The 16,489-nt window shown below is 48.1% G+C and carries 12 protein-coding genes; 11 read left to right on the top strand and 1 reads right to left on the bottom strand.

Annotated features, from left to right (window positions below; translation table 11 throughout):
- Position 1: 1 nt before the first annotated feature.
- The 4 genes from recJ to ACDE64_RS18005 all read left to right on the top strand — a co-directional run bounded on the left by recJ (position 2) and on the right by ACDE64_RS18005 (position 4,955).
- Complete coding sequence (gene recJ / locus ACDE64_RS18020) at positions 2-2,416, top strand: single-stranded-DNA-specific exonuclease RecJ (protein WP_411347762.1); 2,415 nt, start codon at positions 2-4, stop codon at positions 2,414-2,416.
- Between the two features lie 25 nt (positions 2,417-2,441).
- Positions 2,442-2,960, top strand: coding sequence for an adenine phosphoribosyltransferase (locus ACDE64_RS18015; RefSeq protein WP_411343486.1), 519 nt, complete (start codon positions 2,442-2,444; stop codon positions 2,958-2,960).
- Positions 2,961-3,258: 298 nt separating this feature from the next.
- Positions 3,259-3,753, top strand: coding sequence for a cation:proton antiporter regulatory subunit (locus tag ACDE64_RS18010; protein WP_411343485.1), 495 nt, complete (start codon positions 3,259-3,261; stop codon positions 3,751-3,753).
- Entirely contained in the window at positions 3,753-4,955 is a 1,203-nt protein-coding gene (locus ACDE64_RS18005) for a cation:proton antiporter (protein ID WP_411343484.1), read from the top strand. The genes ACDE64_RS18010 and ACDE64_RS18005 overlap by 1 nt, the downstream gene beginning before the upstream one ends.
- A 326-nt stretch (positions 4,956-5,281) precedes the next feature.
- Here ACDE64_RS18005 and uraA read toward each other — a convergent pair whose 3' ends face one another.
- Positions 5,282-6,601, bottom strand: a complete 1,320-nt coding sequence (uraA, locus tag ACDE64_RS18000) for a uracil permease (protein WP_411347761.1) — start codon at positions 6,599-6,601, stop codon at positions 5,282-5,284.
- Positions 6,602-7,021: 420 nt separating this feature from the next.
- On the opposite strand from uraA, the gene ACDE64_RS17995 reads away from it, so the two are divergent.
- From ACDE64_RS17995 to ACDE64_RS17965, 7 genes are all read left to right on the top strand, one after another.
- A complete protein-coding gene (locus ACDE64_RS17995) occupies positions 7,022-9,202 on the top strand; it encodes a RelA/SpoT family protein (protein ID WP_411347760.1) in 2,181 nt (726 codons plus the stop codon).
- Between the two features lie 229 nt (positions 9,203-9,431).
- Positions 9,432-9,884 (top strand): D-aminoacyl-tRNA deacylase, encoded by a 453-nt coding sequence (gene dtd, locus ACDE64_RS17990; protein ID WP_411347759.1) that lies wholly within the window; start codon positions 9,432-9,434, stop codon positions 9,882-9,884.
- Between the two features lie 257 nt (positions 9,885-10,141).
- Positions 10,142-10,648: a type 1 glutamine amidotransferase domain-containing protein gene (locus ACDE64_RS17985; RefSeq protein ID WP_411343480.1), complete on the top strand. Its 507-nt coding sequence runs from the start codon at positions 10,142-10,144 to the stop codon at positions 10,646-10,648.
- Between the two features lie 84 nt (positions 10,649-10,732).
- On the top strand, positions 10,733-11,185 hold the full coding sequence (locus ACDE64_RS17980) for a hypothetical protein (RefSeq protein ID WP_411343479.1): 453 nt from the start codon (positions 10,733-10,735) through the stop codon (positions 11,183-11,185).
- 1,002 nt (positions 11,186-12,187) lie between these two features.
- Positions 12,188-13,432, top strand: coding sequence for a histidine--tRNA ligase (hisS, locus tag ACDE64_RS17975; RefSeq protein ID WP_411347758.1), 1,245 nt, complete (start codon positions 12,188-12,190; stop codon positions 13,430-13,432).
- Between the two features lie 152 nt (positions 13,433-13,584).
- Positions 13,585-15,366 (top strand): aspartate--tRNA ligase, encoded by a 1,782-nt coding sequence (gene aspS / locus ACDE64_RS17970; protein WP_411347757.1) that lies wholly within the window; start codon positions 13,585-13,587, stop codon positions 15,364-15,366.
- A 269-nt stretch (positions 15,367-15,635) separates the two neighbouring features.
- Positions 15,636-16,391, top strand: a complete 756-nt coding sequence (locus ACDE64_RS17965) for a ThiF family adenylyltransferase (protein ID WP_411343476.1) — start codon at positions 15,636-15,638, stop codon at positions 16,389-16,391.
- Positions 16,392-16,489 lie beyond the last annotated feature (98 nt).

Genomic DNA, 16,489 nt, shown 5'->3' with positions numbered 1-16,489 from the left:
CATGATTCATTCACAATATCACTGGAATGTGACTACGCCGGATCAGCAGGCTGCCCAGCAGCTCAGCATGGAGCTTGGCATTGCGCCACTGACCGCAGCCTTATTAAGCGGTCGGGGGTATACGACTGTGCCAGAGGCGGAAGCATTTCTGGAAGGCAGTCGTACGGCGAGCCATGATCCTTTTCTGCTGGCAGGTATGCAGGAAGCAGTTGATCGTATTCGATTGGCATTGGAACGCAGTGAGAAAATCTGGATTTATGGCGATTATGATGCAGACGGTGTATCTAGCACATCGCTCATGATCCAGTTGCTGCGCCATCTGCATGCTGATTTTGACATGTATATTCCGCATCGCTCCAAAGAAGGCTACGGGCTTCATAATCATGCGCTGGATCAGGCACATGCACAAGGCGTAACCCTGATCGTAACGGTAGATACCGGGATTAGTGCGGTAGAGCAGATTGCTCATGCGAATGCGCTGGGGATCGATGTGGTCGTTACGGATCACCATGAACCGCCAGCTGAATTGCCGCAGGCGGTCGCACTGGTCAATCCGAAGCTACCCTATTGTAACTATCCGTTCAAAGGATTGGCAGGCGTAGGCGTCGCTTACAAGCTCGCTCAGGCATTACTTGGTATGGAGAACGTGCCGGAAGCATGGCTGGAGATCGTATCGATCGGTACGGTAGCTGACCTAATGCCTCTGGAAGATGAGAATCGGATGATGGTACGTATCGGTGTCGAGCATATGAAAAACAGTTCGTTTCCCGGTGTACGAGCGCTGATGAATATCGCCGCCATCGATCCTGCGCAAATGACTGCAACGAGTATCGCCTTTGCTATGGCGCCACGTATTAATGCCAGTGGACGGATGGAGCATGCGAGTCGGGCGGTCGAACTGCTGACGACGGAAAATATGAGTCTGGCGGATCGTATTTCCTTTGAACTGGATCAACTCAACAAGTCTCGGCAGGAGCTGGTCAATCGGATGGTGCAGGAAGCAATCGTCATGCTGGAAAGCGAAAAGGATCAGTATCCGCATGGTGTTCCCGATGTGATCGTCGTAGCGGGCGAAGGCTGGAATCCCGGCGTTGTCGGTATCGTCGCCTCGAAGCTGCTGGATCGGTATTATCGCCCAACCATTGTGCTGGGAATCGATCCTGAAACCGGTATGAGCAAAGGCTCTGCTCGTTCGATTGCAGGCTATGACATATATCGTGCGCTGCTGGATTGTGAAGATGTGCTGGATCACTTTGGTGGACATCCGTCGGCTGCCGGTATGAGCTTACATAGGGATCAGCTGGATGCCTTTCGCCGTAAACTGAATGACCGTGCCGCTACCCTGTTGACCGAAGAAGACTTGATTCCGCAAACGCAAGCCGACTACGAAGGTCACATTGATCAACTGACACTGGCAGCGGTGGAGGAACTAGATCGACTTGCCCCGTTTGGTATGTCCAATCCGTTGCCCAAAATCGTGCTGCGCGGCGCTACCATTTCGCAGGCAAAAGCGATCGGTAAAACACTGGATCATCTCCGGCTGGTCGTTGAGCAGGATGGCAGCATGATCGAAGGCGTTGCTTTTGGGAAAGGGGAATTGGCGGAACTGCTCAGCGAGGGCGATGTGATCGATATACTCGCTGAGACAAGCATCAACGAATGGCGCGGCAATCGTAAACCACAGTTGATGGTACAGGATCTCGCCGTACCGGGCTTACAAATCTGGGATCGGCGCGGATCAGGGCAATGGGATCGCAATTTGCATCATATTCGTAGCAAATGGTCGCGTTATATGGCGGTAGAAAGTGGGCAACTTGGTGTCCTTTGCGATGAAAAACGTGCTGAAACTTTAAAAAGCCAATTGTCTGATGTATCCCTTTGGGGTTATGATAGACAGGTTGATATTGCGGCTTGCAATCATGTCTCCATACAGCATGGGGCAGAAGCCATACGCACATTATGTCTGTTATCATTACCGGCGCATATTCAGCAATTGGATCATATATTTGCCACATTCACATCGCTGGAAAATATCATTTTGCTGCATGACCGACCGAACCAGCAGGAACGCCTGCAAATTCCCGATCGCGACATCTTCAAGCTGATCTACGGCTGGCTTTCCAAAAGCAGTCAGCATATGTCGGACGAGAGTAAGCTTGTTCCTTACCTGAGTCAAAAAACGTCCAGCTCGGTACGCATGGTACAGATGATGCTGGATGTGTTCGAGGAGCTGGAGTTCATCATTCGCCACAATGGCACCATACAGATGAATCAGGCTCCGGCGAAACGTCCGCTGCATAGCTCACAGCTGTACCGGGAGCTTGGCGAGCTGGCTGAGATGGAATATATGTTATGTGAAAGTGATCTGCCGCAATTGACTTCATGGATGATTTCCCGTATGCAAGGCGTATCATAAACGCTAATTTTAGGAGGAGATTTTTTTGGATTTTAAAGAGCATATTCGTGTGATTCCCGATTTTCCGCAGCCCGGAATCAGCTTCAAAGATATTACAACACTGCTGCAAAACGGCGAGGCTTACAAACAGTCCATCGACGAACTGAAAGTCATGCTGAAAGACCTGAAAATTGATGTGATCGCTGGACCGGAAGCACGCGGCTTTGTTGTAGGCGCGCCGCTGGCTTATGCTCTTGGTGTAGGTTTCATCCCGATCCGTAAAACAGGCAAACTGCCATACAAAACAATTCAAGCAGAATACGCGCTGGAATACGGTAAAGATGTACTGGCAATGCACGTTGATGCAATTCAGCCGGGTCAAAACGTACTGATCGCTGATGATCTGCTGGCAACTGGCGGTACGATTGCGACTTGTGTCAACTTGATCCGTGAAGTGGGCGGTAATGTAGTTGGTGCAGCATTCATGATCGAGTTGCAGGATCTGAACGGACGCGAAAAACTGCCAGATATCGAGGTATTCACACTTACGCAATATCCGTTCTAATTACAACAAAGAATATGTATTGCAGTATCGGGATAAAGCAAACCAGATACCGCAAAGATTTTCTTGTTTTATAATGGTAATAATATCCATTTGGTGCATGTTCATAAAAACCCGATTTTGTCGTCGTTGTAGACGAAATCGGGTTTTTTGGTCTTTTTTGCACAAAATCGGTCGAAAATGAACGTTTTCTTGAAACCTGCTTGGATGTATTGCGTATTAGGTAAAGAGGCATGCTGTTTATATGCAAGCATTTTCATGTGTCAGTATGTTCAACTTTAGAGAAAAAGGAGGGGGAAGTATGGCGATTATTCGTGAAACGGACTTGCCCGGTATTGGAAGGAAATTTGTAGTGGAAACAGACGACCGTGATCAGGTGGCAATCGTTGTGCATGAGGATGGCAAGCGTGAAGTATACCGCAATCCGGTATCTAGTCCAGACGATCATGAGCTAGTGATGACGCTCAACGATCATGAGGCACGTCAGCTGGCGAGCATTATCGGTGGTATGAGCTATCAACCAAGCGCACTGGAAAAGGCGGAGCTGTCCATTTCAAAATTGAGCATCGAATGGTACAAGCTCAAAAATGACACACATTGCATCGGCAAAACGATTGGCGAGTTGTCCATCCGCGAGCAAACGGGCGCTGTCATTATCGCAGGTATCGGCGCGCAGGAGCAGCGTATTATTCCGGGACCGGAATATGTACTGCAACAAGGCACTACACTCGTCATTGCTGGTGAGCGTAATGGCATCACGGCGTTGAAAGAGCTGCTTGAAAGGGGGAGCGGCTAATGGATTACATTGTATTCGAGATCGGTATTGCTGTGCTATTGGTCGCGCTGGCAGGATTGCTGGCAACCAAGTTGCGATTCTCGGTCGTTCCCTTTTACATTCTGGCAGGGATGGCGGTTGGACCGCATGCGCCGGTATTCGGTATTGTGGACTTCCGGTTTATCCAGAGCGCAGAGCTGATTGAGTTCATGGGCAAGATCGGTGTGATTTTCCTGCTGTTCTATCTGGGACTCGAATTCTCGGTCGGACGGCTGGTAAAGGCAGGACGTTCCATTGCGATTGGCGGAACGATCTATATTGGTATTAACTTTACGCTGGGGCTGCTGTACGGCTTCCTGACAGGCTTTGATCTAAAAGAAGTGCTTGTTATCGCCGGTATCACTACCATCTCATCTAGTGCGATTGTGGCGAAGGTGCTGGTCGATCTCAAGCGGACAGCCAATCCAGAAACCGAGATGATTCTGGGCATTATTATGTTCGAGGATGTCTTCCTTGCAGTGTATCTGTCCGTACTGTCTGGTTTGCTGCTTAGCGGTGCAACATCAATTGGTGGCATTCTGTTGTCGGCAGCAATTGCACTTGGATATATGCTGTTGATTCTGATTGTCGGGCGTAAGGCGGTTCCGCTGCTTAATAAAGCGCTCAATATTCAGTCAAACGAAATCTTTATGTGCGTGATCTTTGCTGCATTGTTCCTGATCGCTGGTTTCTCCGAGACGATCCACGTTGCCGAAGCAATCGGTGCGCTGCTGGTCGGTCTGGTACTGGCAGAAACGTCGCATATGCATCGAATTGAAAAGATTATTTTACCGTTCCGTGATTTCTTTGGCGCCTTGTTCTTCTTCAGCTTCGGCTTGACGATTGATCCACTGTCACTGGGTGGCAATGCGGTATGGCTGGCAATTGGCGCAGTGATCGTTACGATGATCGGTAACTATACAGCAGGTATGATGGCAGGCAAAACCGCCAATCTGTCTCCGCAAGCATCGTCCAATGTCGGTCTGACGATTATGTCGCGTGGCGAATTCTCCATTATTGTGGCGAATCTGGGTGCTGCTGGAGCGCTATCGGGTATTCTACAACCATTTGCCGCGATCTATGTACTCATTCTGGCGATTCTCGGACCGCTATTAACCAAAGAGTCGAAATTCATTTACAAAGGCGTGTCGCGCATTTTCCGGCTTCACAAAGCAAACAAATAAATCATCAATATTCATGGGCATTACAGAGCAAGCAAATTATTTTCCTATAACACGTCTAGCCGACCGGCACTGGTTCGGCAGCGCAGGTAGGCAATACGAGAGTAACATGCAAGATCGTATTATAAGAAAATGACTTGCTGAGGATGGTTTGAACAACCAAGATATCCTACTGGGACATGCACAATCGACAGGAAATTATATCCGCCGAATATAAAAGGGAATGCAAATGAAATGTTAGTCTATTTGGCATCGATAGCAAAAAAGGACTGCTCCGTAACGGAACAGTCCTTTTTTGTATATTCATGTTGTGTATTGATCGGGAGGAATCAGTCTGGAATCTTCGCAGGTGGTGCTTCATCATTTTTGTCGTTGGATAAGCCGGTGACGTGTAAGATGCGGAAGAACAGACTGAGCAGAATGCCGACGATTGTTGCCAGCGCCATACCTTTAAGCTGTACCGTACCGAATGTTACGGTTGCACCACTCAGACCGGTAATCAGTACAACGGTAGTGAGCAGCATATTTTGCGCTTTGGAATAATCGACCTTTTGTTCAACCAGAATGCGCAGACCAGATGCGGCGATGACGCCAAACAGCAGTAGTGATACGCCGCCCATAACCGGTGTTGGGATAGCAGAGACTGCGCCAGTAAACGTACCAGAGAACGACAATACAATTGCGATAACCGCCGCGCCACCGATTACATATACAGAATACACGCGGGTTAATGCCATAACGCCGATATTTTCACCGTATGTCGTATTTGGTGTCGAGCCGACAAACCCGGAAATAATGGTCGAAATACCGTTACCCATGAGCGAGCGATGCAAGCCGGGGTCTTTGGACAAGTTTTTGCCAACGATATTGCTGGTAACGAGTAGATGACCGACATGTTCTACGATAACGACCAGGGCCACAGGAATGATCGTCAGAATGACCGACCAGTTAAATGTAGGTGTTGTAATATGCGGCAGCTGGATCAGACTCGCTTCGGTAATTCGCGTTGTATCTGCCAGACCGAGCGGGAATGCCAGTACATACCCGACGACAATACCGATTAGAATATGAATAATTTTGGGAAAGCCGCGGAAGGTAACGGCGCCGATCAGTGTCACGCCAAGGGTGACGAGCGACAACGTAATGACTCGACCATCCGGTGTCCATGTAGTTGCATCTACACCGGATGGAGCGATAAAGCCTGCCATCTGTGCAGCAACCGGAATCAACTCCAATCCGATCAATGCGACAATTGCACCCATCGCTGCGGGCGGGAATACAATATCAATCCAGCTAGTACCTGCATATTTGACGAGCAGGGCAACGAGCAGGAAGATGACGCCAGTCACGATAAAAGCACCAAGTGCCAGTGAATAGCCGGTATCATCGTAACCGTATTTGGTCAAGACAAGCGTAACCGGTGCGATAAAGGCAAAGCTGGAACCGAGATAAGCGGGAATTTTACCGCGACAGATCCAAATATACAGCAGGGTGCCAATACCGTTCATTAGCAAAATCATGCCGGGATCGACTTTGAACAGATTCGGTACAAGCACCGTACTTCCGAACATAGCAAAAAGATGCTGCAAACTGAGCAGCAGTCCCGGTCCGAACGACAATTTTTCATTTACTTGAATTTCACGCTGCACTCATTTCACTCCTTAAAGGTCGATTGATATGTACATTATGCACGTGCGTATTTGCATCCTTAATAGCTTAATGAGTTTGCCCGGTTTTTTCAATACAGATTTTCGCGTTGTTTGTTAGGGATGTGGATACTTTGCAATCGAAAGGTCGACAGCGGGACTGTATGGAATCTTTACAAACCCTTCATGTATAACGGTTGACGCCGTTAGGTGCAAGAGGCATAATTAGGGGAAACCTCTTTTGAGAACCTGCCGCCGTGTTTACTGCTGAACAGGTTCCATTTTGAGTTTGGTATCATGAAAAAGATTCCATACAAACGTCAACATTTTCATATACAATCCAATGTGTTACATGCTGCGTCCGGCTGTACCAGTAGGGCGTGCATGTTATTTTGCAAATAGAAAGGATACGACAACGATTCCATGGGCATAGAGCGATTACTCGAAAAGGCGTCCGCCTATATAAAACCAAAGGATCTGGAGCGCGTCAATGAGGCGTATGAGTTTGCCGAGCAGGCTCACCACGGTCAAGTACGCAAATCCGGAGAACCTTATATTTTGCATCCACTGGCAGTTGCAGATATTGTTGTGGGCATGGAGATGGACACCATCTCGATCATCGCCGCGCTGCTGCATGATGTTGTTGAAGATACGACCGTATCCCTTGAAGAAATCCGCAGCCGTTTCGGCGACACCTGTGCGATGCTGGTTGATGGTCTGACCAAGCTGGAACGGATCAAATTCCGCTCCAAAGAAGAACAGCAGAACGAGAACTACCGCAAAATGTTTATCGCGATGGCTCAGGATATTCGGGTTATCGTTATTAAACTGGCAGACCGTCTGCACAATATGCGTACCTTGAAATACCAGTCCGAAGAAAGTCAGCGCCGTATCGCTTATGAAACGCTGGAGATTTTCTGTCCGGTCGCGCATCGTCTCGGTATTTCCGCGATCAAATGGGAGATGGAGGACATTGCACTCCGCTATTTGAATCCGCAGCAATACTACCGCATCGCCAATCTGATGCACAAAAAACGCGCTGAACGTGAGCAGTATATCGATAACGTCATTGACCGTATTCACGAGAAACTCAAGGAAATGGGCATTGACGCCGATCTGTCTGGTCGTCCAAAGCATATTTATAGCGTTTATCAGAAGATGACGAACAAAAACAAGCAATTTAACGAAATCTACGATCTGCTGGCGATTCGTATTATCGTTGACAATATCAAAGATTGTTACGCCACACTCGGGATTATTCATACATTGTGGAAACCGATGCCGGGTCGATTCAAAGATTATATCGCTATGCCGAAGCCGAATATGTACCAATCGCTGCACACAACCGTAGTCGGACCGAATGGTGAGCCGACGGAAGTACAGATTCGTACGTGGGATATGCACCGTACAGCTGAGTTCGGTATCGCTGCTCACTGGGCATACAAAGAAGGCGGCTCCAATGGCGGCGTAATGGAAAATAAAGTGCCGTTTTTCAAAGAAATTCTGGAGCTGCAACATGAAGCTCAGGATGCGTCCGAGTTTGTGGAGTCGCTGAAAATGGACTTTTTCTCCGATCTGGTGTTTGTATTTACGCCAAAAGGTGAAGTGATCGAGTTGCCAAATGGTTCGGTACCGCTTGATTTTGCGTATCGCATTCATACCGAGGTCGGCAACCGTACGATTGGCGCGAAGGTGAACGGACGGATTGTACCGCTGGATCATCGTCTGAAAACAGGCGATATTATCGAGATTTTGACATCCAAGCATTCGTATGGACCAAGTCAGGACTGGCTGAAGATCGCTCAGTCTTCCCATGCGCGCAGCAAAATCAAGCAGTGGTACAAAAAGGAAAAACGTGAGGAAAATGTACAAAAAGGTCGTGAAGCGCTCGAACGTGAGATGAAGCGCTTGAACCTCGAACCTTCTGTCTGGCTGACCGATGACAAACTGCTGGAAGTCGGCAAGAAGTTTGCATTCCACGATGTAGAGGATATGCTGGCAGCGATCGGATTTAGCGGTATTACGGCTGCACAAATCTGTACACGACTGACGGAAAAGTTACGCCGGGAGCAGGAAGAATCGAGTATTATCGAATTGTCTTCACAGGTTAAAGAAGTCAAAACCGCTGCACCGGAGCAAAAACGCCGTCCAACACATGGCGTGAGCATCAAAGGCGTTGACAATCTGCTCGTGCGCTTTGCACGCTGCTGTAATCCCGTGCCTGGTGACGATATTGTCGGTTATGTTACGCGTGGTCGCGGTGTATCTGTTCACCGCAGCGACTGCACGAACGTGCCGGATGTGAGCGATAATAGTGAAGCAGCTCGTGTGATTGAAGTAGAGTGGGAAGATGCGGTAGAAGCGAACTACAACGTGGATATCGAGATCACTGGTCACGACCGTCGCGGACTGCTGAACGAAGTGCTGCAAACGGTAGCCGAGAGCAAAACGAATATTTCCGCCGTCTCTGGACGCTCGGACAAAAATAAAATGGCGATGATTCACATGACCATCATGATCCGCAATACCGATCATCTACAATCTGTCGTCGATAAGATCAAACGCGTGCAAGATGTATATACGGTGCACCGGATTATGCAATAAGTGATGTCGTCATTGTGTACAAGACGCTGTCTGTGAATAGTCAAACAATCTGTAATTGCAATGGTGTCAAATGAAAGCAGCCAATTCCGTAGTATCGCGGAGTCGGCTGCTTTTCATTTTCAAAAGAGTATGATAGTTTTAGTCATATTATTCACCTATAGGATAGACCAACTAAGCTGGATCAACATTGTCGTGTATGTTAGATATCATCGTAAAAGGAGACTTACATATGAGAGTTGTTATTCAACGCTGCAAGCACGCATCCGTAACCGTGAACGAGGAGATTGTCGGTCAGATTGGCAAAGGACTGATGGTGCTAGTTGGTGTCACACATGGAGATACCGTAGAAGACGCCGAATATTTGGCGGGCAAGGTAGCCAGTATTCGTATTTTTGAAGATGAACAGGGCAAAATGAATCTCGGTATTAGCGATATTGGCGGACAAGTGCTGTCGGTATCGCAATTTACGCTATACGGCGATTGCCGCAAAGGAAGACGCCCTAGCTTTATTGATGCAGCACGACCGGAACAGGCGGTTCCTGTGTATGAAGCATTCAATGAGGCGCTTCGTCGTCAGGGAGTAACCGTGGAAACCGGCATCTTCGGCGCCGATATGGACGTGGCATTGACTAACTGGGGACCGGTAACATTGATCGTCGATAGTCCAGCCAGAGCAGAATAAATAGAGTATCCACGATGTTCATGCAATTATGGCAATATTGTGCCTGTAAAAGCGTAAATAAGTACCCAAATTCTCACCTTTGAATCTACCATTCTTCTGTTATATTCGGTCTATAACCGGGTAATAACAAACCGAAAACATCTTTGCGGTTCCACTCACCACGACTGCAACATCACTGCGCAATTCCGTGAACCGCAAAGTCCATTTCTGTATAGATATGAACATCATTCACTAGCAATGAAGGGAGAATACACATCATGAGTAAAATCGCTTTTCTGTTGGCAAATGAATTTGAGGATACTGAAATGCAGGTTCCCTACGACGAACTGACCAAAGCCGGTCATCAGGCAGACATTATCGGTCTGGAAAAAGGCGAGAAAGTAACTGGCAAAAATGGCAAAGCTGAATATACAATCGAAAAAGCAATCAGCGAGGTGCAAGCTTCCGATTATGACGCGCTGGTCATTCCGGGCGGTTCTTCTCCCGAAAATCTGCGTCTTGATCCGAATGTACTGAATTTCGTGACCGAAATCAGTCAAGCCAACAAAACGATCGGAGCGATCTGCCACGGTCCACAAATTCTGGCAAGTGCTGATCTGCTGAAAGGTCGTACCATTACATCATATCCACCATTGAAAGTAGACATGGTGAACGCTGGTGCTAACTTCCAAGATGGTGAAGCGATTGTAGATGGCAACTATATTACATCCCGCACACCAAAAGACGAGCCCGCATTCGTACGCGAACTGCTGAAAGTATTGTAATTCTCAACATGTAACGCCTAGTTCAAGCCTATTTTGACAGGTCTTCTGAACGACGACCTGTACATTAGCGAGGAGGTTATTATAATGACCCAGCATATTCAGGCTTATTTCCGTACCGAAGATCAGGCACAGGGTGCACAAACGTCTTTACAAACTTTTAATGTCAAAAATCTAGAAGTTGGACGCCTTGATAAGCAAATTAGCCAAGGCAGCCGCGTTCTCGTTCCGCTTGTTCCGTTAAACGCGGGTGGAGCGGCAGGCGGCGGCACAGCGTCCGGCGTATCTGCTGGTGTTGGTCCAGGCACGGTTGTACCGCCAACAGCTATTATTGATGAAGATGGCAAACGCAATGAGGTTACTGACGACGATACAGCAAACCGTCGCAACGATGCGGATGGTTGGAGTGCGTTCAGTGCAACCGACAAAGATTATGACGATCTGAAATATGTATTATCTGCTACTGTGATGGAAGCGGATGTAGAAGCAGTGGTAGAGAAGCTGCGCACGAACAATGCATTCGTGGAAGTATTAGAATAGTCTTCCGTTTTGCAGAATGTGCATCTACAGGATCATATACGTATACAATATAAACGACGAAAAGCCCGGTATATACTATCGGGCTTTTTATTTTGTTTGAGAGACAAAGAGATGCTTCTAGTATATGACTGCTACTTGAAGACTTGTTAAAACCATTGATAAACAAGGGCTTTGGATCATCTGACCATGCATGTTATACCTATTGTAATGAAACTGTAATATAGGAAACATCTTCTCTTAACAAACACCATCTATAATGAACCCATGACCCCCTTTTAACATACTTGTTGGCCTGCGGCCCGTTGCCGCAGGTTTTTTCTTTGTCTGAAAAGTATTGACTTTACTACAGTACTTCATTACAATCGGTAAATATAACATGGAGCTGTCTCGTAACAGAAAGCAGGAAAGTAGTGCTTGAACAGCTGCCAGATGGTATACTATATGTTAGGCAAAACTGTATGATCGATTCATGGACGGGAAAAGTACCACCGACAACGAACAGTTCCATTTTGGAAAAAGAGAGGCATTCCCTTAGGCTGCAAGGAATCCCTGGACGACGGTGCGAAAAGACCTCCCCGAGAACAGAAAGTGAAAGATGGAAAAGCAGGCAACGGTATACAAGCATATGCTGGATATCGCCGGATGAATAGTCGATTTGACTTCATTGCGGATACCGCTTTTGGAATCCAAGTAACTTTGTGCGTAGTCAGCGGGCGTTAACCGCTTTTAATGAAGCGAATGTGGATGGATGAAACGGCTTGATTCATCAGACAACCGCTGTATATGTAGTCATCTGCTAATGGCATATGGCGCAACATATCAGTCGTACGCCGGATCACGGCAGCATTCGAAATGTGGGTGGCACCACGGGTGAATGGTATATCCAGTCCCTCGTCCCTGTTTTGCAAGTGAAAACAGTGACGTGGGGCTTTTTGTGTTCTCAAAAATAAAAAGTCATCATAAACAGTCACTGGTCTTCAGCTGATTGAAGGAGGAGCAATTATGGCGTTTCAAAAACCGACAGGCACGCAGGATTTTCTGCCGGGCACTGTGGAGAAATGGCAGTATGTCGAAGAAAAAGCAAGAGAGCTGTGCAGACGATTCAATTACCGTGAGATTCGTACACCGTTGTTTGAGCAAACTGAGCTGTTCCAGCGCGGTGTAGGCGAAACGACGGATGTGGTGCAGAAGGAAATGTACACCTTTGAAGACAAGGGTGGTCGTAGCATGACCCTTCGTCCAGAAGGGACGGCTGGTGTGGTACGCGCCTATGCAGAGAACAAGTTATACGGATTGCCGGACGTAACGAAGCTGTATTACATGGGACCGATGTTCCGATACGAGCGTCCACAAGCTGGACGGTATCGTCAATTCCACCAGTTTGGCGTAGAAGCGTTCGGTTCGGTCGATCCGGCGATTGATGTTGAAGTAATCGCACTGGGATTGGAATTTTTCAAAGAATTGGGCTTGAAGGATGTCACAGTGGAGATTAACTCCGTCGGAACATCCGAGACGCGCGCCGCTTACAATGAAGCATTGCTTGGCTTCCTACGTCCGATGAAAGAAACGCTGTGCAAAGATTGTCAGCAGCGAATGGGACGTAATCCGATGCGTGTACTGGACTGCAAAGTGGATCAGGACAAATTCGTCGGCGCACCTTCCATTCTGGATAGTCTGGATGAAGACAGCCGTACGTATTTCCAGCATGTACAGGATTACCTGACAGCGATGGATATTGACTACACCGTTAACGAACGATTGGTGCGCGGACTGGATTATTATACGCACACTGCGTTTGAATACAAAGCACAGGGCATCGGTGCTATCGACACTATCGGCGGCGGTGGACGGTATAACAAGCTCGTCTCTGAAGTAGGTGGACCGGAACAACCTGGTATCGGCTTCGGTATCGGCTTAGAGCGTCTACAACTGATTTTGGAAAGTCAGGGCGTCGATGTACCTGCAAGCAAGCCGCTGGATGTATATCTAATCGCACTCGGTGAAGCAGCTGAGAAAGAAACCGTCAAGCAGCTTTTCAAGCTGCGTACACTAGGTTTTGCGGCAGAACGCGATTATCTGGGACGTAAAATGAAAGCTCAGATGAAATCGGCTGACCGTCTGGAAGCGCGCTATACCGCCATTCTGGGCGATGACGAGCTGGCAAACGGCGAAATCGCGCTCAAGCATATGGCGACTGGCGAACAGCAAACCGTCAAGCTAGTAGAGCTGGCTAACCACTTAAAATAAAGCAATACACTTTTAAAAAATAATAAGCTGGTAAGCTCCGAACGTTTCGGATATTACCATTTCATGCACGACCATCAACCCGCTCGCATTGCTGATCACACAGCAGTCGAATGAAGCGGGATGTATATTTCACTACAAAAGGAGAATGTAATATGTTAAGGACTCACAACTGCGGAAAGCTGACCGCCGCCAACATCGGCGAGACAGTCACATTGAATGGATGGGTGCAAACTCGTCGCGACCTCGGGGGCGTACTGTTTATCGATTTGCGCGATCGCAGCGGAATCGTACAGATCGTATTCAACCCGGCGTACTCCGGCGATGCACTGCAAATCGCTGATCGTGTCCGCAGTGAATATGTATTGTCGGTCAAAGGTGAAGTCGTTCGCCGTGACGAAGAAACGATCAATGCAAACTTGCCAACGGGTGATATCGAAGTACGCATTACTGAAATCGAAGTAATCAATGCAGCGAAAACACCACCATTCTTTATCGAAGACGGCGTAGAAGTCGACGAATCGCTACGTATGAAATATCGTTATCTGGATCTGCGTCGTCCGGAAATGCAGCAAACGCTCATTCTGCGTTCCAAAGCGACCAAAGTATTCCGTGACTACCTTGACGAGCAGGGCTTCATCGATGTAGAAACACCGATCCTGACTAAGAGTACTCCAGAAGGCGCGCGCGACTATCTCGTACCAAGCCGTGTGCATGAAGGTGAATTCTTCGCCCTGCCACAATCGCCGCAAATCTACAAACAGCTGTTGATGGTGAGTGGTCTGGAACGCTATTATCAGATCGCTCGTTGTTTCCGTGACGAGGATCTGCGTGCGGATCGCCAGCCTGAATTTACTCAGGTCGACATCGAGACGTCCTTCGTTGAGCGCGATGAGCTGCTGGGCATGATGGAGCAACTGATGGTACGTCTGTTCAAAGAAACGATCAACGTGGACATCCCGGTTCCGTTCCAACGCATTACTCACGCGGAAGCGATGGACAAATACGGCTCCGACAAACCGGATCTGCGCTTCGGTCTGGAACTGGTAAACGTTAGCCATATCGTTGCGAACAGCGGTGCCAAAGTATTCGCAACCGTCATCGAAAAAGGCGGCGAAGTGAAAGTGCTGAACGCCAAAGGCTGCGGCACATGGACACGTAAAGAAATCGACAGTCTGGAGCCATACGCGAAGCGTTACGGTGCCAAAGGTCTGGCATGGATTCAAGTAAAAGAAGGCGAATTCCGCGGTCCAATCGTGAAATTCCTCGGCGAAGATGAGATTCAACAACTGCGTGAAACGACCAATGCCGAAGAAGGCGATCTGCTGTTGTTCTCCGCGGATACGAAAAAAGTCGTTGCCGATGTACTGGCCGCAATGCGTCTGAAGATCGGACGCGACCTCGGTCTGATCGACGATAAAGCATACAAATTTGTATGGGTTGTCGACTTCCCGCTGCTTGGTTACGACGAAACATCCAAGCGCTATGTGGCGGAACACCATCCGTTCACTCGTCCGTACGAAGAGGATCTGGAACTGTTCGACACCGATCCGGGCAAAATCCGTGCGCAAGCGTACGATATCGTCCTGAACGGCTACGAAGTAGGCGGCGGTTCCCAGCGTATTTACCAACGCGATCTGCAAGAGAAAATGTTCGAAATGCTCGGCTTCACCCCGGAAGCGGCACGCGCACAATTTGGCTTCCTGATGGATGCGTTTGAATATGGTACGCCACCACACGGCGGTATTGCTTTCGGTCTGGATCGTCTCGTTATGCTGCTGGCTGGTCGCACCAACTTGCGTGAAACGATCGCTTTCCCGAAAACGGCAAGTGCAACCGATCTGCTGATGGATGCTCCGGCACCAGTCGATCAAGCACAACTGGAAGATTTGCATATCCGTCTAGCTCCGAAAAAGCCAGTTATCGACAAAAACTAAATACGGCACAATCAGCTGTCTGCTGATTATGTCTGTATCCTTGCGATGTAATGGCTTCACGCATATATTGGTTTGGATTGCATGTCTACTCAACCCCTGTGTCTGGCATCATGCTGGATATGGGGGTTAACCCATGCTATGAGACAATCATATGAACTGGAGTAAACGGTGTAACTTGAATGAGATTGTGCATGACGGTTAATACAATATAGAATGTAGTAAAGAAGTCTCAACATGGTATAAGCAAACATATTGAAAGGAGCTTATTTATGCTAAATCAATTTTCCCGCACCGAGCTAGCGTTTGGCCCGGAAGGTATTGAAGTAATGAAGAACAGCACCGTTGCTGTCCTCGGTATTGGCGGTGTTGGTTCGATTGCGGTTGAAGCGCTGGCACGTACAGGCGTTGGTCGTATCATCCTGATCGACAAGGACGTCGTGGACATTACGAACATCAACCGCCAGATTCATGCGCTCACGACAACGGTCGGTCAGAAAAAGGCAGACCTGATGGTCGAACGCGCCAAGCTGATTAACCCCGAATGTGATGCGATTGCACTGAATATGTTTTACACGGAAGAGACGTATGAGGAACTGTTCAAATACGATCTGGATTATGTGATCGACGCGTCCGATACGATCATTTACAAAGTCCATCTGATCAAGGAGTGTCTGAAGCGCAAGATCCCGATCATCTCCAGCATGGGTGCAGCCAACAAAATCGATCCAACTCGTTTCCAAGTTGCCGACATTTCCAAAACCCATATGGACCCAATCGCTCGCGTCGTACGTACGAAGCTGCGTAAAGATGGTATCCGCAAAGGCGTAAAAGTCGTCTTCTCCACCGAAGAACCGAAAAAGCCACGTCAGGACGTGACTCAGAAGATCGTACCTGAAAATGCACCAGAGATCCGCAAAGCGAAGCAGCCACCGGCAAGTAACGCCTTTGTCCCACCGGTTGCCGGTCTGATTATGGTTAGCGTGACCGTTCGTGAACTGCTGGAAAAGCACGGAATTGAACTGTAAGTGTAAGAGAATAGAGAAGCATACGGCTTGTGTAGAAAACATACTTTTCTATGCAAGCCGTTTTTTGATTGGGTATGGAAGTGGAAAGATAAAAGATG

The organism is Paenibacillus sp. WLX2291 (assembly GCF_046603665.1).
Lineage (GTDB): Bacteria > Bacillota > Bacilli > Paenibacillales > Paenibacillaceae > Saccharibacillus.
Note: the sequence above shows the minus strand (reverse complement) of the source record. Positions and strands in the feature narration are given on the sequence as shown.

What these genes read in the sequence shown, in the direction of transcription:
- ACDE64_RS18005 (WP_411343484.1), top strand. Translation starts at nt 3,753, where the DNA reads ATGGATTACATTGTATTCGAGATCGGTATTGCTGTGCTATTGGTCGCG.
- ACDE64_RS17965 (WP_411343476.1), top strand. Translation starts at nt 15,636, where the DNA reads ATGCTAAATCAATTTTCCCGCACCGAGCTAGCGTTTGGCCCGGAAGGT.
- ACDE64_RS17985 (WP_411343480.1), top strand. Translation starts at nt 10,142, where the DNA reads ATGAGTAAAATCGCTTTTCTGTTGGCAAATGAATTTGAGGATACTGAA.
- hisS (WP_411347758.1), top strand. Translation starts at nt 12,188, where the DNA reads ATGGCGTTTCAAAAACCGACAGGCACGCAGGATTTTCTGCCGGGCACT.
- recJ (WP_411347762.1), top strand. Translation starts at nt 2, where the DNA reads ATGATTCATTCACAATATCACTGGAATGTGACTACGCCGGATCAGCAG.
- ACDE64_RS17980 (WP_411343479.1), top strand. Translation starts at nt 10,733, where the DNA reads ATGACCCAGCATATTCAGGCTTATTTCCGTACCGAAGATCAGGCACAG.
- ACDE64_RS18010 (WP_411343485.1), top strand. Translation starts at nt 3,259, where the DNA reads ATGGCGATTATTCGTGAAACGGACTTGCCCGGTATTGGAAGGAAATTT.
- ACDE64_RS17995 (WP_411347760.1), top strand. Translation starts at nt 7,022, where the DNA reads ATGGGCATAGAGCGATTACTCGAAAAGGCGTCCGCCTATATAAAACCA.
- aspS (WP_411347757.1), top strand. Translation starts at nt 13,585, where the DNA reads ATGTTAAGGACTCACAACTGCGGAAAGCTGACCGCCGCCAACATCGGC.
- dtd (WP_411347759.1), top strand. Translation starts at nt 9,432, where the DNA reads ATGAGAGTTGTTATTCAACGCTGCAAGCACGCATCCGTAACCGTGAAC.